At 63.1% G+C, this 17,373-nt stretch carries 15 protein-coding genes; 4 read left to right on the forward strand and 11 right to left on the reverse strand.

Annotated elements, in window-relative coordinates:
• Positions 1–144: 144 nt before the first annotated feature.
• Positions 145–993 (forward strand): DUF2071 domain-containing protein, encoded by an 849-nt coding sequence (locus VM94_RS18580; RefSeq protein WP_052755826.1) that lies wholly within the window; start codon positions 145–147, stop codon positions 991–993.
• Here VM94_RS18580 and VM94_RS18585 read toward each other — a convergent pair.
• The 3 genes from VM94_RS18585 to VM94_RS18595 all read right to left on the reverse strand — a co-directional run bounded on the left by VM94_RS18585 (position 965) and on the right by VM94_RS18595 (position 3,865).
• Positions 965–2,608, reverse strand: a complete 1,644-nt coding sequence (locus tag VM94_RS18585; protein WP_046684806.1) for a methyl-accepting chemotaxis protein — start codon at positions 2,606–2,608, stop codon at positions 965–967. The two genes, VM94_RS18580 and VM94_RS18585, sit on opposite strands and share 29 nt — an antisense overlap.
• A 239-nt stretch (positions 2,609–2,847) precedes the next feature.
• On the reverse strand, positions 2,848–3,438 hold the full coding sequence (locus VM94_RS18590; protein ID WP_046684807.1) for a hypothetical protein: 591 nt from the start codon (positions 3,436–3,438) through the stop codon (positions 2,848–2,850).
• Between the two features lie 61 nt (positions 3,439–3,499).
• Positions 3,500–3,865 (reverse strand): winged helix-turn-helix transcriptional regulator, encoded by a 366-nt coding sequence (locus VM94_RS18595; protein WP_046684808.1) that lies wholly within the window; start codon positions 3,863–3,865, stop codon positions 3,500–3,502.
• 113 nt (positions 3,866–3,978) lie between these two features.
• On the opposite strand from VM94_RS18595, the gene VM94_RS18600 reads away from it, so the two are divergent.
• On the forward strand, positions 3,979–4,686 hold the full coding sequence (locus tag VM94_RS18600) for a glutathione S-transferase family protein (RefSeq protein WP_046684809.1): 708 nt from the start codon (positions 3,979–3,981) through the stop codon (positions 4,684–4,686).
• A gap of 118 nt (positions 4,687–4,804) precedes the next feature.
• Entirely contained in the window at positions 4,805–6,889 is a 2,085-nt protein-coding gene (locus tag VM94_RS18605; protein WP_046684810.1) for a S9 family peptidase, read from the forward strand.
• A gap of 102 nt (positions 6,890–6,991) precedes the next feature.
• Here the strand turns inward: VM94_RS18605 and VM94_RS18610 are convergent, their stop codons facing one another.
• The 8 genes from VM94_RS18610 to VM94_RS18645 form a co-directional block, all read right to left on the reverse strand.
• Positions 6,992–9,043 (reverse strand): esterase-like activity of phytase family protein, encoded by a 2,052-nt coding sequence (locus VM94_RS18610; protein ID WP_052755827.1) that lies wholly within the window; start codon positions 9,041–9,043, stop codon positions 6,992–6,994.
• Positions 9,044–9,114: 71 nt separating this feature from the next.
• A complete protein-coding gene (locus tag VM94_RS18615; RefSeq protein ID WP_046684811.1) occupies positions 9,115–10,041 on the reverse strand; it encodes a helix-turn-helix domain-containing protein in 927 nt (308 codons plus the stop codon).
• A 55-nt stretch (positions 10,042–10,096) separates the two neighbouring features.
• Entirely contained in the window at positions 10,097–11,014 is a 918-nt protein-coding gene (locus VM94_RS18620) for a helix-turn-helix domain-containing protein (protein ID WP_046684812.1), read from the reverse strand.
• 15 nt (positions 11,015–11,029) lie between these two features.
• Positions 11,030–12,505 (reverse strand): mannitol dehydrogenase family protein, encoded by a 1,476-nt coding sequence (locus tag VM94_RS18625; RefSeq protein ID WP_046684813.1) that lies wholly within the window; start codon positions 12,503–12,505, stop codon positions 11,030–11,032.
• A gap of 1 nt (position 12,506) precedes the next feature.
• Entirely contained in the window at positions 12,507–13,553 is a 1,047-nt protein-coding gene (locus VM94_RS18630) for an ABC transporter ATP-binding protein (RefSeq protein WP_046684814.1), read from the reverse strand.
• 23 nt (positions 13,554–13,576) lie between these two features.
• The gene (locus VM94_RS18635; RefSeq protein WP_046684815.1) at positions 13,577–14,395 is read right to left on the reverse strand and encodes a carbohydrate ABC transporter permease; all 819 of its coding nucleotides are present in this window, start codon (positions 14,393–14,395) and stop codon (positions 13,577–13,579) included.
• A gap of 10 nt (positions 14,396–14,405) precedes the next feature.
• Entirely contained in the window at positions 14,406–15,266 is an 861-nt protein-coding gene (locus tag VM94_RS18640; RefSeq protein WP_046684816.1) for a carbohydrate ABC transporter permease, read from the reverse strand.
• A 102-nt stretch (positions 15,267–15,368) separates the two neighbouring features.
• Positions 15,369–16,679 (reverse strand): ABC transporter substrate-binding protein, encoded by a 1,311-nt coding sequence (locus tag VM94_RS18645; protein ID WP_046684817.1) that lies wholly within the window; start codon positions 16,677–16,679, stop codon positions 15,369–15,371.
• A 310-nt stretch (positions 16,680–16,989) separates the two neighbouring features.
• On the opposite strand from VM94_RS18645, the gene VM94_RS18650 reads away from it, so the two are divergent.
• Positions 16,990–17,373, forward strand: a 384-nt coding sequence (locus VM94_RS18650; RefSeq protein WP_046684818.1) for a carbohydrate porin, incomplete at its 3' end; no start/stop codon positions are given.

Genomic DNA, 17,373 nt, shown 5'->3' on the forward strand with positions numbered 1-17,373 from the left:
GGCGCCCTGTGCGGCCTGCGATGCTCGCTGTGCTCTAGCACAGCTGCGCGTCTCGGCCACACATCGCTGCCGCTCGCGATGATGTGGACGGACGTTGCAGCGTTAGCATATCAACCTTCCTGCGCCTTTCCCGAAAGTTCCCAATTGCAAGACAACACTTACCGCCACCCGCGTGCGGGCTGGCCGGGGCGACTGTTTGCCGCGCTCGCCAATTGCACGCACTTTGCCACGGTGCGCCAGGCCGTCATGTCGCGCCTGCCCTTCCTCACTTTGCACAGCGACGTGCGCGACGTCGTCTACGTGAGCTGGCTGGTCGACGCCGCTGCCGCGCAGCGCTTGCTGCCGGCCGGCGTGGTTCTGTGGCAGCGCGATGGCAAGACGCCATTCACGGTGCTGACCTACCGCCACGGGCATTTCGGCCCGGCCCTGCTCGGTCCGTTGCGCAAGCTGCTGCCATCTCCGCTGCAGAGCAACTGGCGCTTGTACCTCGACCATACGCCAGCGGGCGCGCCGGCCGTGCCCTGCGTGTATTTCTTGAAAAATATCATGGACAGCTTGCCCCATGCGTTGGGCACGCGGCTGTTCAGCGACATCCTGCCGACCCACCTGGCCGACAACATGACGCTGGAAGTCACGGCCACGCAGGCGCGCTGCGCGATCACGCCCGGCGCCGGCAGCGCCCCGCTGCTCGACGTGCAGGCGGACATCACGGCGGAGCATGGCCTCGATGCCGACTGGCAGCAACTGTTCGGCAACTGGCGCGATGCCGTCGCCTTCCTCGCCTGCCAGGATGCGGCTATCGCGCACGTGCCGCGTAACGGCAAGCTGGTCTTTGGCGAAATCGATTTGCCCGTCGATGTGGGTCAAGTGCAGGCGCTGACAGCCTTGCGCGCCGACTGCGGCTTGCTGGGCCAGCTGCCGCCCCTGTCAACACCGTTCGCCTTTCTCGTGCCCAAGGTTGCCTTCAAGGCGCTGTCAGAGCGCCTGCTGTAGCTCGGCGGCGCTCGGGCGCGCGCAGAGGAGCAGCTTGGCCGCCCCTGCGCCGTTCCAGCTTGAACAGGGCCATCGCCTGCTCCAGCTGCAAGGTCTGGTCTTGCAGCGAAGCGGATGCCGCCGCCGATTCCTCAACCAGCGCCGCGTTCTGCTGCGTCACTTCATCCATTTGCGTGACGGCCATATTCACTTGACCGATGCCGTGGCTTTGCTCGCGCGAAGCCGAGGCGATCTCTTCCATGATGCCGTGCACGCCCTGCACGGCGCCCAGCATCTCGGCGCTGCTGGCGCCCGCCTGCTGCGCCAGCTTCGCGCCCGCCTGCACCTGCTCCAGCGATGCCGTGATCAATTGCTTGATTTCCGTGGCGGCGGCCGCGCTGCGATGGGCCAGGCTGCGCACTTCGCCCGCCACGACGGCAAAGCCGCGACCCTGGTCGCCCGCGCGCGCCGCTTCCACGGCCGCGTTCAAGGCGAGGATATTCGTCTGGAAGGCGATGCCTTCGATAATGCCCGTAATGTCGCCGATCTTCTTCGATGAAGCGTTAATGTCCGCCATCATGCTCACCATCTGGCCGACGAGTTCGCCACCGCGCCCGGCTAGGCCGTGGACCTTGCCCGCCATGTCGCTCGCTTGCACGGCGTTGCCGCTGTTTTGCTGCACCGTGGCCGCCAGCTGCTCCATGCTCGACGCCGTCTGCTGCAGGGCCGACGCCTGCGCTTCCGTGCGGCCCGACAAGTCCATATTGCCGGCGGCGATTTCCTGGCTGGCCATGCTGATGCGCAGGAAATTGCCGCGCACGTCGCCAACGATGGAGTGCAAATTCACGCGCAGCTGGCGCAAGGAACGCAGCAGCTGCCCCATCTCGTCGCGCCGTGTCGTGTCGAGTTCGCCCGTCAGGTCGCCGCCCGCCATCACGTCGCAGGCCTGGCGCGCCTGCTGCAACGGTTGCAGCACGGCGCGGTGCAAGCTGTGCCAGAAATACAGGGTTGCGCCCAAGGCCAGCACGGACAGGCCCGTCAGCCAGCCGCCCGCGCCGGCCGGCAGCACACCCGTATTCCACGCCAGTTGCAGCAGCAATACCAGGCTCAGCAAGCCCAGATTCCAGCCGATGCGCTTGCCCAGCGGCAGGTCGCGCAAGCTCGCCAGCCTGGCCAGCCAGCCCGTGCGCACGGCCGCGCCCTGGCTGATGACAATGCCATCGGCCCGCCCCGCCTTGATGCGCGCGTACAGGGCGGACGCCTGCGCCACCTGCTGGCGCGTGGGCTTGGTGCGCACGGACATGTAGCCGACGGCCACGCCATCCTCGACCACCGGCGTGACGTTCGCCAGCACCCAGTAGTAATCGCCATTCTTGCAGCGGTTTTTCACCATGCCGCTCCACGAACGGCCCGAGCGGATGGTGGCCCAGAAATCGGCAAACGCTTCGACCGGCATGTCCGGATGACGCAGGATGTTTTGCGGCGCACCGATCAATTCTTCCGCGCTGTAACCGCTGACGGCGATGAAATACGGGTTGGCATAGGTGATATTGCCTTGCAAGTCGGTAGTCGAGACGATGGTCTCGGTATCGCTCAGGTTGATCTCGGTATCGCTGACGGGAAGATTGAGTCGCATGGTCGGATCCTTGGCTGTAGCCCTTGCGGGCACGGGGAAGTGGTCAAATGCGGCACGGCAGGAAGCCGGCGGCAGTCCGCATCGATACATTAATTTTAATATTTAATTATTAATTTAAATCGGCAATTTTCACGGATGAGATTGCCTTGTGGATCTGCAAATATTGCAGACGGCGGCGTGGCCGCGGGGGATGGCAGGAATGATGCCGGAACAGCGTGGCTGTCCCGGCGGAAAGACGTCTAACGGGGCACGTAGCGCCAGTTGCCATTCTCGAGCATGAAGGTTAGTTCCGTCTTGATGGCTTCCGGGCGGCTCGGCACGCTCAATTCCGTATCGCACACGAGGTAGCCCGTCTTGCGCTTGACGTCGCATTCGTTGACCGCCTTGACCTGCATGGTGCTCTGCGCTTCCTGCATCTGCACGTCCTTGGCCGCTTCCGGATTGCGCGCCACTTCTTCCTTGGCCCACGCGCGTATCATCGCTTGCGCCTCGGCCGGCGACGGTCCCGCGAACTTGGCGTTCTTGCGCTCGACGCCGACCCAGGCATCGCCTTCTTTACGCAGGGGCAGCACATTAAAGGCATCGCGCATGCCGGCGCTCATGCCCACCAGGCACACCACTTCGCCCGGCACTTCCTGCGACTCCTGGCAGCCGGCCAGGCTGGTGACCTTGATGACGAACGGCATGCTCGACTGCGTCTTCGCTTGTGTCTTGGCCACGCCCGCCTGCACGGCGGTGTGGATTTGCTCGAGTGTCGGCATGGTGGCGGCCTGGGCCGGCAAGGCGGCGAACAGGGCGGCGGCGGTCAGGGCGATGGAAGTCAGGCGCATGGGTATCGAGTGTAGTGAGCTAAGGCCGGCAGTCTAGCACTTTGCATAAAAACAGCTGTTTCTATAGAGAATTATCTGCGGCATCGGGCGCGAGAAAGGCCCCGCCCGCGTCCGCCTGTCCGCGCAGGCGCAAGCCGATGGCCCGCAGCATCTCGACCAGTTCGCGCAGACGCAAGCCCTCATCCGTCAGCCGGTATTCCACCTTGACGGGCACTTCCGCGTAGATCGTGCGCGTCAGCAAGCCCGCTTCTTCCAGCGCGCGCAAGTCCAGGGTCAGCATGCGCTGCGAGATATTCGGCACGGCGCGGCGGATTTCGCTGAAGCGCTTCGGCCCCGCCATCAGATAGCTGAGCAGCACCACCCGCCAGCGCCCGCCCAGCAAGCGCATCGCTTCTTCCACGGCGCAGCCGGAGACATTGTCTTTCATGGTTCGCTTCCAATCTGGTATAAAAAATGTAGCTATACCACATTATTCTGCCTTCTTCCAAATAGTAACCATCGCGATTAGACTGCTCTTCCCTCACCTCATCGGAGTTTGACTTGGAAACCACCCTGATCTACAGCGTGCCGTTCGGCTGCTCGTTTGCCGCCATCGCCGCCCTCGAATGGAGCGGCTTGCCGTATCGTCTGGCCCGCGTGGAAGCGCGCGACCCGGCCAGCAAGCAGCATCCGGCCTTTCTCGCCATCAATCCCCTGAGCCAGACGCCGGCCCTGCTTACGCACACGGGCGCACCGCTGCTGGAAAGCATGGCGATCCTGCTGCACCTGGCCGCCCGCGCGCCAGGCAGCAGCCTGGGCTTTGCACAAGGCACGCCAGACTACGACCGCCTCAACAGCGTGCTGTCCTTTTTGCACACGACGTTTCACGCGGCCTTCATGCCCGCCTTCCAGGCCGCGCGCGCGGCACCGGAAGATGCGCGCGCGGCCGTCTGGCGCGAGATGGCCGTCGAGAAAGTGAACAAAAGCCTGGCCCACCTGGAGCACCTGCTCGAGGGCCGCGCCTGGCTCGTATCGGACACGGCACCGACCATCGCCGACGCCTACCTGGCCGCCACGGCGCGTTGGGCCGAACCGCTGCAGCTGGCCAGCCTGGCCGATTATCCGAACACGGCGCGCGTGCTGGCGGCGCTGGAACTAGACCCCGGCATCCGCTTTGCCCACGCCATCGAAGACGGCTTGCCGGCCACCAGCCGGGGCGGTTTCCTCGGGCACCTGGCGCTCGACCAACTGGCACTGCAGGCCGGCTAACCGGCGGTCAACTCCCGCAGCAGGCGCGTCTTTATTGCTATGATGTCGGGCTGCCGGCGGTACAGCCGGCCACGTCAATACCATATCGATAACGTCGCAATATAAAACGGGAGTTTGAATGAGTTTACGTCTGCTGCTCTTGGGAGCATTCAGTGCCGCCATGGCCACCACCGCCGCCGTGCCGGCATTGGCCGCGCCGCGCGGTTTCACCGTGGAAGACATGGTGGCCATGGAACGCGTGGGCAGCCCCGTGCTGTCGCCGGACGCCACGCGCGTCGTCTACACGGTGCGCACCACCAACCTGGACAAAAACCGCGGCAACACGCAGCTGTGGATGATCGACCTGCGCGCGCCGAACGCGGCGCCGCGCCAGCTCACGCGCGGCGACGCCAGCGCCAGCGACCCGCAATGGTCGCCAAACGGCGACGCCATCTACTTCCTGTCTGGCCGTTCCGGCTCCTCGCAAGTGTGGCAACTGCCCCTGAACGGCGGCGAAGCGGCCAAGGTCACCGACCTGGCGCTGGACGTCGACACCTACCGTTTGTCGCCGCAGGGCGATCGCCTGGCCTTCAGCATGAGCGTCTTCCTCGATTGCGCGGACATCGCCTGCACGAAAAAGCGCCTCGATGACAAAGCCAAGAACAAGGCGAGCGGCATGGTCTACGACCAGATGTTCGTGCGCCACTGGGATACCTGGGCCGACGGCCGCCGCAACGCGCTGTACTCGGCGCCGATCGATGCCACCGGCAAGGTCAGCGCCGCGCCCGTGAGCCTGAGCGGCACCCTCGACGGCGACGCGCCTTCAAAACCGTTCGGCGACAACGGCGAATACCATTTCAGCCCGGACGGCAAGACCGTGGCCTTCTCCGTGCGCGTGGCCGGCCGCACGGAATCGTGGTCGACCAACTTCGACGTCTACACGATTCCCGCCGGCGGCGGCCAGGCGCCGCGCAATCTCACGGCCGACAATCCAGCCTGGGACGCGAAAGCCACCTACTCGCCCGATGGCCGCACCCTCGCCTATGTCGCCATGACCAAGCCGGGCTTCGAAGCGGACCGCTTTCATTTGGTGCTGATGGATGTCGCCACCGGCAAGAAGCGCACCGTGGCCGACGACTGGGACCGCTCCGTGGCCGACTTCCGCTGGACGCCGGACGGCAAGGCTTTCCTCGTTTCCGCCGATGACGTGGGCCAGCACCGTCTGTTCCACATCGACGCGGCCAGCGGCAAGGTCGCTGCGCTGACGGGCAAAGGCGCCGTGGGTGACTTCGATGTGCGCGGCAACACCATCGTGCTGGCGCAAGCCAACCTGGCCTCGGGCGCGCAGCTGTACACGCGCAAGCTTGACGCGAAGTCGGAAAACGCGCCAATGGTGCAGCTGACGAAGCAGAACGCGGCAGCCCTGGCCGACGTGAGCTTCGGCGAATATGAACAGTTTTCGTTCGCCGGCGCGAATGGCGAGACCGTCTACGGCCACGTCATGAAACCGTGGAATGCCAAGGCCGGCGAAAAATATCCAATCGCTTTCCTCGTTCACGGCGGCCCGCAAGGCAGCTTCGGCAACAGCTGGAGCTACCGCTGGAATCCGCAAGTGTATGCGGGCGCAGGCTACGCCACCGTCTTCATCGACTTCCACGGTTCGACCGGCTATGGCCAGAAGTTCACGGACTCCATCAGCGGCGACTGGGGCGGCAAGCCGCTGGTCGACTTGCAGAAGGGCCTGGAAGCCGCCACCAAGAAATTCCCGTGGCTGGACCGCGAGCGCAGCTGCGCGCTGGGCGCCTCGTACGGCGGCTACATGATGAACTGGATCGCCGGTAACTGGCCGGACGGCTTCAAGTGCCTGGTCAACCACGACGGCGTGTTCGACAACCGCGGCATGGCTTACGCGACGGAAGAACTGTGGTTCACGGAATGGGAAAACGGCGGCCCCTACTACGACGCGCCGGCCAAGCACGAGCAGTTCAATCCCGTCAACTTCGTGAAAAACTGGAAGACGCCGATGCTGGTGGTCCAGGGCGACCTCGATTTCCGCATCCCCACAGCACAAGGCCTGGGCACCTTCACGGCGCTGCAGCGCCAGGGCATCCCGAGCAAGCTGCTGGTCTTCCCGGACGAGAACCACTGGGTACTGAAACCGGCCAATTCGCTGCTGTGGCATCACACGGTGCTCGATTGGTTGAATACCTACACGAAAAAATAACCAATAAAGCAAAATCAGGGGTCAGACCCGGCGGGTCTGACCCCAGCTCTACGCTAGCCGCACAGCTCACGCCTGCGGCTTTTTTACGTCCGTCAAACTACATCAATACGTATTAAGCGCCTTGGCAAACTTCACGATCCACAAGCGGCTTGGACGCTCGCGGTCGTCGCCGCGCGCCACGCGGATGGTGTTGGCGGCGTTGCAACCGGCGGTGCTGCTGGTAACGATGGTGCCGTTCGCATCGACCGTGCACTTGGTCACGTCGGCGCCATCGACTTCCACGCCGTTCGCGTCAAAGACCTTGGTTTTCAGGCCGAAGTCATTGTCGTTGGCCAGCGCGATGGTGGAGTCGTCGATCAGGGTCAGGCCCTCGGCCTTTTCCGCCGCCCAGCCGATGGCGTTCAAGTCCAGCAGCAGGGTTTTCTTCAGCGGCGTGACGGTGGCCCAGTCGGCGCCATTGACGGCCACGCCGCCCATGCTGCTTTTTTCCAGGTCCGACGTCGTCGCGTTGAAGGCGGCGGCCGCAATATCGGTGGCGCCCTTCAGTTCAACCAGCATCAGTTTATTGAACACCTTGCCCGACGGCGCGGCGCCCTGCTCGATGACGAGGAATTTGCCGCCGCCCAGCGCCACCATGTCGCCCAGCTTGGCGTTGCCCGTGCGGCCATCCTGGTAGTCGGCCGCATTCAGGGGATACGCATACATCTTGCCGCTGGTGCCCGTCGTCGGGTCGAATTCGATCCAACGCGTGAAGCGGGCGAAGCGCTCGACCTGTTCATTCTTCTTCGTCACCGAATATGGTGCGCTGCCGTCGGACAGGGGGCTTTGCAGGAACGCATACAGCTTGTCGCTGCTCGTATCGAGCGTCATGCCTTCCATGCCGCGGTTCGCGCGGCGCTTGGCGAACAGCGCCGGCAAGCCCTTGCCCGGCTCGTACTTGGCCTGGATGATGCCCGTGGCCGCGTCGATCTTGACGATGAACGGACCGTATTCGTCGGACACCCACAGCGCGTTGCGCTTGGTATCGACGACGATGGCTTCCGAATCGAGGCCGCCCGCATTGAAGACAGCCTTGCCTGCCGCGTCGAACTTCATCGCATCCATGACGGGAATCTCGGCCGAATTGCCGACGGCGCCCACTGGCACGGGCAAGCCCGAACTGTTGACGGTGGCCGATACCTTGATCGGCGTCGACGAACTCAGGACGGCGCCGTTCTTGCCCACCGTGAGCACACCGAACGAAGGCGTGAAGCTCGGCGACGGGAATATCTTGCTGCCGATGGTGCCCTTGCCCGATGGATCGGGCACGAGCGGGCCGTCGCCGTTCGGGCCGCGGTCCGTCAAGCCATAGAATTCCAGGTCGCCGTTGGCATTCTTGCCCTTGTAGGCCAGGCCCGAACCGTACGATGGCAAAAAGCCGTTCGGGAATTCGCCTTTGATCTTGGCGTTGGCGCCTTCGTACGGCACGTAGAACTTGCTGTCCGCCTGGATCTGGTAGCGCGTCACCGTCACTTTTACTTCGCCGACGGGATTGGCTTGCGTCAGCGCCTCGTTGACGGGCGCGCCCGCTTTCGAGGCCAGCGTGTCTTCGAAATGCTCGCGCACGAGGGCGCGGCGTTCCGCATCGACCGTGCGGCCGGCGAACTTCGCGCCCACGGCAGTCAAATGCGCGGACAGGGCCGCGTTGAAGACGGCCGGGACGGCGGCAAAGTCCAAGGTCTTGCCGGCCAGCGCGGCCTTCACTTCCGCCGTCAATTTGATGCCGTTCGACGGATCGCTGTCCTCGTCCAGCAATTGCAGCGCCAGCAGGCGGTTGACGACCTTGTCGTCCGCCACGTTGGTGCTGGCGGCCAGTGCCAGCGGCGTGACGACGGCGCTGCATGGCGCCGAGCCCAGGGCCAGGCCGCCCACGCTGAAGGCGACCGTATCGCCCGGGTTGCAAATGAATTCGCCCTTGGCATTGGTGCTGGCCTTGGCCGCGCTGCCAGCCACGTAATCGAGGCCTTCCACCGCGCCGTCGAGGAACACGCCCGTCTGCGCCACGGGCTTGGCCGGCTCATTGTGGCTGTCGCTGCCGCCACAGGCGGCCAGGGCCAGGCCGGCGGCGATGGCCAGCAGGGTCAGTTTCGGGGTGGACGTTACGGCAGTCTTCATGCATTCCTCGGCTAGGGTGGGGTTGAAGCCGTGGAGGATAACTGTTCAAAGTGACAAGCCCATGACAGCCGTTACGGCGGTGGCGTATCCGCAACAGGCCCGCCGATGCCGCCAAAGCGTCCATCGGCCTGGCGCCGGAATTCCTTCGGCGTGACGCCCTTCACCTGCAGGAAGCGGCGGTTGAAGTTGGCCACGTTCTGGAAACCCACGTCGTAGCAGACGTTGGATACATATTGATCCGTATCCATCAGCAGCTGGCAAGCCTTGTTGATGCGCAGGCGGTTCATGAAATCCGTGAAGCTGTTGCCCGTCGCCTTGCGGAAGAAGCGCGAGAATTTACTCAGCGACATGCCCACCTGCTCGGCCAGCATTTCCGCCGAAATCGGCTCGCGGTAATTGTCCGTGATGTAATTGAGGACGGCATTGACCTTGGCCAGGGTGGCGTCATCGTCATACGAGCGCAGGGAGGCGCTCGACAGCAAGCGGTAATTGGCCGTGCGCGCCAGCTTGCTCATTAATTGCACGAATTCGGCGAAGCGCTCGGCGCCGTGCGTGGCGCGGATGCGCGCCAGATGCTGCTCGGCCTCGTGACCCATGTCGAAAAACTCCACGCCATAGCTGGAGCGCTCGAGCAGCGGCAGCAGCTCGCGCAATTCGGGAATCACGCGCGCGGCGCCCGCCAGCGGTGCGTGGGCGAATTGCACGATCATGTCGCGCAGGGCCACGCCGCCTTCCGGCATCACGTTGGATATCCAGTTATGCGGCAATCGCGGCCCCGTCAGCACCAGGTGGCCCGGTGAGAATTCGCCGATATAGTCGCCCACGAACAAGCGTCCGCTGGTGGCGACGATCAGGTGCAGCTCATACTCTTCATGGCAGTGCCAGCGTACGCGCGAGCTGGGATAGCCATGTTCCAGGTAATTGATGATGCCGTCGTAGCTTTCGCGTTCCAGTTCGGGCGCCTTGCGCTCGCTGTCCTTCTGCCATCGGTATTCCATGCTTGTCTCTCCCAGGCTGTCCCCGCCTGTGCCATCCAATGTACCTCAAAAAGCGTCACTCGCCAAAGCGGCCCAGCGCCTGCTGGCGAAATTCCTTAGGCGTCATGCCCTTCAATTCGAGGAAGCGCCGGTTGAAATTGGCCACGTTATTGAATCCCGCCTCGTAGCAGATGTTACTGACGTAGCGCTCCGTCTCCATCAGCAGCTGGCACGCCTTGTTGATGCGCAGGCGGTTGACGAAGTCCGTGAAGCTGTTGCCCGTGGCGCTGCGAAAGAAGCGCGAAAACGTCCGCTCGGGCATGTCCACCTGCTCGGCCAGCTGCTTCAGCGAGAACTGACTGCTGTAATTGTGCACGATGTAGTTGATGGCGGAACTGATGCGCGCCAGCGCCACGTCGTCGTCGCTTGACTGCATCGGCACCGTCGACAGCAGCTGGTAGTCGCTGGTCTGCGCCAGCTCGCCCAGCAGGGTCAGAAATTCGATGAAGCGCGGCAGGCCGCTGCTGTCGCGGATGCGCCGGAAGCGCCGCAACGACTGTTCGCTGACGCCAAAGAATTCCACGCCGTGCAGGGCGCGCTGCAGCAACGGAAAAACATCCTTCAATTCGGGAATGGCGGCGGCCATCGACGCCAGCGGCGCATGCGAAAACTGGACCACCATGTCGCGCAGGGCCACGCCTTCGGGCGGCGTGTCGAGCGAGACCCAGTTGTGCGGCACGCGCGGCCCCGTCAGCACCAGGTGGCCGGGCGTGAACTGGCCGATATAGTCGCCGACGAAGACCTTGCCGCTGCTCTCGACGATCAGGTGCAGCTCGTACTCGTCGTGATAATGCCAGCGCACCAGCGCATTCGGAAAGCCGTGCTCGAGGTAGCGGATGAAGCCGAAACTGCCTTTTGGCTCGAAGCCGGGCGTGGCGTCGCGCTGCTGTTCCAGCTCCATCTGCGGCAGTGAGGCATCGGCTTTGCGTGGCATGGCGCGCCCTCCCCGTCAGGTCACGATCTGTTCCAGCGCTCCGCGCGCGCCCAGCCCGTACAGGCTGGCCAGTGCTTGCTCCACCGCTTGCGTGAACGCTGGCGTGTCGCTCAAGTCGCCGAACAGCTCCCGCAGGGACAGCAGCGCCGTAGCGTCCGCCCCGCCCTGCAGCGCCAGCGCGCGCAGGCGCGCCGCATACGGGTCGTTCAGGGGCATCTCGCGCCCCTGCTCGTCATGGCCCTCCAGGTAGCGGAACCAGCAGGCCACGGTAAAGGCCAGCAGCTTGATGGCGCCGCCCTGCGCCAGCGCTTCGCGCACGGACGGCAGCACGAATTTCGGGATGCGCGCCGAGCCCTCCGTGCCGATGCGCGCCAACTGGTCACGCACGGCCGGATTCGAGAAGCGCTCGATCAGGGTATCTTTATAACTGGCCAGGTCGACGCCTTCCACTTCGTCCAGCAGCGGGGTGACCTCGTCATCCATCATGCGCCGCACCAGTGCGCGGATGCCAGGATCGCCCATCGCTTCGTGCGCAAACGTGTAACCGAGCTGCATGCCGATGTAGCACAGGGCCTGGTGGCTGGCATTCAAGAGGCGCAGCTTCATCTTTTCATACGGCAGCACGTCGTGCGTCATCTGCGCGCCCACCTTTTCCCAGGCCGGCCGACCCTGCGGGAATTCATCTTCGATGACCCACTGGCGGAACGGCTCGCACACGACGGGCCAAGCATCGACGATGCCGAAGCTGTCGCGCACGAGCGCCCGGTGTTCATCCGTGGTGGCTGGCGTAATGCGGTCGACCATGCTGTTGGGGAAGCTGCCATCGGTGGCCAGCCAGCGCGCCAGCTCGAGATCGCGCAGGGCGACAAAGGCCAGCAGCATCTTGCGCGTGACGTCGCCATTGTTTTGCAGGTTATCGCAGGACATGATGGTAAACGGCGCCAGGCCACGTTGGTGGCGCAAGGCCAGCGCGGCGGCCAGGTAGCCGAACGAACAGCGCGGCGATTCCGGATGCGCCAGTTCATGCACGATGTCGGGGTGAGCCGCATCGAATTCGCCCGTGCCCTGGTTCACGTAATAGCCGCCCTCGGTGATGGTCAGCGCGACGATGCGCGTGCCGGGGTCGGCCAGTTTTTCCAGCACGGCTTGCGGGTCGTCGAGCGCATACAGGTAGTCGCCGATGCAGCCGATGATGCGGGCGGAGTCGCCCGCCGCGCTGCGCTCGACCACCGTGTACAAGCCATCCTGCGACTGCATGGCGTCGCGCATGGCCGCGTCATGCGCCAGCAAGCCCACGCCACAGTATCCCCATTCCACGTTGCCGGGCAAGGCCAGCAAATCATCGAGGTAGACGGCCTGGTGGGCGCGGAAAAAACCGCCCACGCCGATGTGCACGATGCTGGGCACGAGCGTCTCGCGCACGTACGCGGGCACGGTAACGGTGGCCGGCAGCTTGGCCAGGTTCGCCTGTTTCAGTTCAATGGCGCTCATTTCAAACTCCCTTGGCGGCGGCATAGGTCTTGCCGGCGCGGTCAAAATAATGGACGAAGCCCGGCTCGAACGTCAAATGCGTCTGCTGGCCCGGCTGCAGGCTGCTGCGCTCGGCGCCGCGCGACACCACCTGCACATTGTTCGGCAAGCGCACATAGGTCAGGGTTTCCACGCCCAAGGACTCCACCAGGTCGACGGTGACGGGCACGCTGCCCGGCTGCGCCGCGCCCAAGTGCACGTGTTCCGGGCGGATACCGACAAAGCCATCCGCCTGCGCCGCGCCGCCCGCCTGCGCCAGCAGCTGCGGCGCCGCATCGGCCGGCACCACGTTCATGCTGGGTGTGCCGATGAATTGCGCGACAAAGCGGTTGGCGGGACGGTCATACAGTTCCAATGGCGAGCCATGCTGCTCGATCTGCCCGTCGCGCAGCACCACCACCCTGTCGGCCAGGGTCATCGCTTCGACCTGGTCATGCGTGACATAGATGGTGGTGGCGCCCAGTTCGCGGTGCAGCTTGGCGATCTCGATGCGTGTCTGCACGCGCAAGGCCGCATCGAGATTCGACAGCGGTTCATCGAACAGGAACACTTTCGGGTCGCGCACGATGGCGCGCCCGATGGCCACACGTTGACGCTGGCCGCCCGACAGCTCCTTCGGCGTACGCTCCAGGTATTTCCCCAGGTCGAGGATGGCGGCCGCCTTGTCGACTTTCTCGCGGATGATGGCGGGATCGACGCCAGCCAGTTTCAGCGCGAACGACATGTTCTGGAACACCGTCATGTGCGGATACAGCGCATACGATTGAAAGACCATGGCCAGGTCGCGCTTCGACGATGGCAAGGCCGTGATGTCGCGCCCGTCGAGCGACAGCTTGCCGCCGTCGGTCGGCTCCAGGCCCGCGATCAGGCGCAGCAGGGTGGACTTGCCGCAGCCAGACGGCCCGACGAAGACGACGAACTCGCCCTGTTTGATCTCCAGGTCGATGCCCTTGATGGCGCGGTGCTCGCCAAAGAATTTTTCGATATTGCTCAGTTGAAGGTAAGCCATGATGTGTGTCTCTATTCTGTAGTTTATTTGACTGCGCCGAAAGTCATGCCTTGCACGAGTTGCTTCTGGCAGAACCAGCCCAGCGCCATGATGGGCGCAATCGCCATCAGGGAAGCGGCCGACAATTTCGCCCAGAACAAGCCTTCCGGGCTGGAATACGAGGCGATGAGCCAGGCCAGGGTGCCCGCGTTGGACGCGCCCAGGTTCAGCGACCAGAACGATTCATTCCACGACCACACCATGCAGACCAGCGCCGTGGACGCGATGCCGCCCACGGACAAAGGCAGCACGACGTGGCGGAACTCATCCCACACGGTGGCGCCATCCATGCGCGACGCTTCGAGGATTTCACGCGGCAGCTCCTTCATGCTCGTGTACAGCAGCCAGATCATGATGGGCAAATTCATCAGCATGAACATGATGGTCAGGCCGATGCGCGTGTCGAGCAGGCCGAAGTACTGGTAGCAGATATAGATCGGCATCAGGGCGCCCACGCCGGGCATGTAGCGCGAGCTGAGCATGAATTTCAGCAAGCCGATGGTGCCGCCCGTGGGAAAGAAAGCCATCGAATAGGCGGCCGGGATGGCGATCAACAGGCCGATGGCCGTCGAGAGTACGCTGGTAAACAGCGAGTTCCACGCGTAGCCGAAGTAGTTGTCGCGCGCCAGCACTTCGCGGAAGCTGTCCAGGGTCGGCGTGAAAAACAGCAGCGGCGGCGTGGAAATGGCCTGCCCTTCCGTCTTGAAAGCCATCAGGCCCAGCCAGAAGATGGGAAAGAACAGCAGCAGCGCGAACAGCCAGGCGGCGGCCGTGCGGCTATACAAATTGAGTTTGCTATGCATCAAGGTCTCCTTATTTCGACAGGTTCTTGCCGATGACGCGCATCAGGAAGAAGGCGGCGATGTTGGCGATGAGCACGGCGAACAGGGCGCCGGCCGAGGCCGCTCCCACGTCATACGACAGCAGTGCCTGCTGATAGATCATGAAGGTGATGGTGGTCGTGTCGAAGCCGGGACCGCCGCCCGTGGTGGTAAAAATTTCCGCAAAGATCGACAGCAAAAAGATCATCTCGATCATCAGCACCACCGAGACGGCGCGGCCCAGGTGGGGAATGTAGAGGTAGCGCAGCTGCTGCAGATAGGTGGCGCCATCCATACGCGCCGCTTCCAGCTGCTCGCGGTCCATCGATTGCAGGGCCGTCATGAAGATCAGGCAGGCAAACGGCAGCCATTGCCACGAAACCATCATGATGATGGAAAACAGGGGATGCGCCGACAGCCAGTCGACGGGCGTGGCGCCAAGGAACAGACTGATTTGCGCGAACAGGCCGTAGATCGGATTGAGCAGCATGTTCTTCCACATCAGGGCATTCACGGCCGGCATGATGAGGAAAGGCGAAATCAACAGCACGCGCACGACGGCGCGCCCCGGGAAGGCCTCATTGATCAGCAGCCCCAGCGCCGTGCCCAGCACCACCGTGACCAGCATCACGGAAAACAGCAGGGTAAACGTGTTCTGCAAGGCCGGCAGGAACGAAGCATCGGTAAAGAAAAAGTGAAAATTGGCCAGGCCATGGAAAGGATGGCCGCTCGGATCGAGCATGGAATAGCGCACGAACGCGTAATACAGGGTGATCAGCAGCGGGATCACGGAAATGACGGAGACGGCGACCACGGCCGGCGTCAGCAAAGTCCGGGGGATAATGCGTTTCATAGGATTCTCTTGAGGCAAGGTGAAATCTGGGGTCAGACCCGGCGGGTCTGACCCCTGCTTTACGCCGTTGGGGTAAGCAAACTACTCGATAAGGACGCTGCGTTATTTGTAGTAGCCGCCCTTGCGCATTTCTCTTTCCGCCGTCTGCTGCGACAACTCCAGCGCCTGGTCCACCGTCACCTTGCCCAGCAATGCTGCCGCCATCTGCTGGCCCGCTGCCACGCCGATTACCTGGAATTCGGGAATCGATGCGAATTGCACTCCCACGTACGGCGATGGCGGCAAGGTGCTTTGCACGGCGCGCGTGGTGGCCAGGGCCTTGCCTTCGGCGGCGGCAAATTTCGCCACTTTCTGGAACTCGGGGCTCGCATACGTCGACTTGCGCGTGCCTGTCGGCACGTTGGCCCAGCTCGTTTCCTTGGCCACCAGTTTTACATAGTCGGGCGATGTGGCCCAGTTGATGAAGCGTTGCGCTTCGTTCGGGTGCTTGGAGCTGGCTGGAATCGCCAGCGACCAGATCCACAGCCAGTTGGCGCCCCGCTCCGTCACGCCGACGGGCGACTGGGCGAACGCCACCTTGTCGGCCACCTTGCTTTGCTTGGGGTCCGTGATGAAGGAGGCGGCAATCGTCGCGTCGATCCAGATGCCGCACTTGCCCTGGTTAAACAGGGCCAGGTTTTCATTGAAGCTGTTGGCGGCCGCGCCCGGCGGGCCGTATTTCTTCATCAGGTCGACGTACATGTTGACGGCGTCCTTCCACGGCTTGCTGGTAAATTGCGGCTTCCATTTCATGTCGAACAGCTGGCCGCCGTAGGAATTGGCCATGGTGGTGATCAAGGCCATGTTGTCGCCCCAGCCCGGCTTACCGCGCAGGCAGATGCCGTACACGCCGTTGGCCGGATCGTGCAGCTTGGCCGCCACGTCGCGCAACTGGTTCCAGGACGGGCGGTCCTCGATCGTCACGCCCGCTTTTTTGACGAGGTCGCTGCGGTACATGATCATCGAGCTTTCACCGTAGAACGGCGACGCGTACAGCTTGCCGTCGCCGGACAAGCCTTCGCGGATGGCCGGCAGCAAGTCGTCGATATCGTATTTGGCGTCCGGCTTGATGGGGATCAGCCAGTTTTTCTTGCCCCAGATGGGTGTTTCATACAGGCCGATGGTCATCACGTCGAACTGGCCGCCCTTGGTGGCGATATCGGTGGTCATGCGCTGACGCAAGACGCCCTCTTCCAGGGTCACCCATTTGAGCTTGATGTCGGGATTGGCTTGCTCGAAGAACTTGCTGAGCTTTTGCATTTCGATCATGTGGCCGTTGTTGACGGTCGCGATGACCAGGTCGGTGGCGGCAAAAGCGGACGAAGCGAAGCAGAAAGCGCCGGCGCACAGCGCGGCAATGGCGGAACGTTTCATTGTGTGTCTCCAGTGTTTTTTGTCGTTGGCAATGCTCAGGTACTTAGCACCACGACCACAATGTAGCACCGGACTTTGATACTTTCTGATACTCCAAAACCGCAATTCGATACTCCTTTGCAAGCCTGCCATGCGCAAGAGTATCGATATGTGGCAAAAACAACACTCTGAAAGAAAGTATCAGTACTTGCACGTTTTGTATCAGGGTGGTTAAAAAAGCGCTGCTAGACTTGGTTTTCGGCATTAGACCGTGTGCGGCGACCACCTTCCGGGGCGTCACCGCTACCACCAACATTCTTCTGGAGACCGCATGAATCGCACTGCATTGAAAACTTTACCTGCCCTGCTCCTGGCCATCGCCAGCGCTTCCGCCATGGCCGACCCCATGTACCCATCCGACTCCGAAGGCTTCCACGGCTACCTGCGCGCTGGCGCCGGCAGCAATACCTCGGGCGACGGCGGTTCGCAGGGCTGCTTCGGCCTCGGCGGCAACACCATGAAATATCGTCTGGGCAATGAGTGCGACGCCTACACGGAATTCGGCTACACCAAGTCTGTTGCCAAGTCCGGCGGCGTGAACTACCTGGCCACCATCTGGGTCAACGCCTACGCGCCAAACTCGGATTTCGGCGACAACAAGCTGGGCATCGTCAAAGCCTATGTCGAAGCGCAGGGACTCGATTTCCTGAACGGC

This window comes from Janthinobacterium sp. KBS0711 (assembly GCF_000988085.1).
In the GTDB taxonomy this organism is placed as follows: Bacteria; Pseudomonadota; Gammaproteobacteria; order Burkholderiales; family Burkholderiaceae_D; genus Janthinobacterium; species Janthinobacterium lividum_E.

Coding starts and splice junctions, on each gene's coding strand:
- VM94_RS18585 (WP_046684806.1), bottom strand. CDS start 2,608: ATGCGACTCAATCTTCCCGTCAGCGATACCGAGATCAACCTGAGCGAT.
- VM94_RS18590 (WP_046684807.1), bottom strand. CDS start 3,438: ATGCGCCTGACTTCCATCGCCCTGACCGCCGCCGCCCTGTTCGCCGCC.
- VM94_RS18595 (WP_046684808.1), bottom strand. CDS start 3,865: ATGAAAGACAATGTCTCCGGCTGCGCCGTGGAAGAAGCGATGCGCTTG.
- VM94_RS18605 (WP_046684810.1), top strand. CDS start 4,805: ATGAGTTTACGTCTGCTGCTCTTGGGAGCATTCAGTGCCGCCATGGCC.
- VM94_RS18610 (WP_052755827.1), bottom strand. CDS start 9,043: ATGAAGACTGCCGTAACGTCCACCCCGAAACTGACCCTGCTGGCCATC.
- VM94_RS18615 (WP_046684811.1), bottom strand. CDS start 10,041: ATGGAATACCGATGGCAGAAGGACAGCGAGCGCAAGGCGCCCGAACTG.
- VM94_RS18620 (WP_046684812.1), bottom strand. CDS start 11,014: ATGCCACGCAAAGCCGATGCCTCACTGCCGCAGATGGAGCTGGAACAG.
- VM94_RS18625 (WP_046684813.1), bottom strand. CDS start 12,505: ATGAGCGCCATTGAACTGAAACAGGCGAACCTGGCCAAGCTGCCGGCC.
- VM94_RS18630 (WP_046684814.1), bottom strand. CDS start 13,553: ATGGCTTACCTTCAACTGAGCAATATCGAAAAATTCTTTGGCGAGCAC.
- VM94_RS18635 (WP_046684815.1), bottom strand. CDS start 14,395: ATGCATAGCAAACTCAATTTGTATAGCCGCACGGCCGCCGCCTGGCTG.
- VM94_RS18640 (WP_046684816.1), bottom strand. CDS start 15,266: ATGAAACGCATTATCCCCCGGACTTTGCTGACGCCGGCCGTGGTCGCC.
- VM94_RS18645 (WP_046684817.1), bottom strand. CDS start 16,679: ATGAAACGTTCCGCCATTGCCGCGCTGTGCGCCGGCGCTTTCTGCTTC.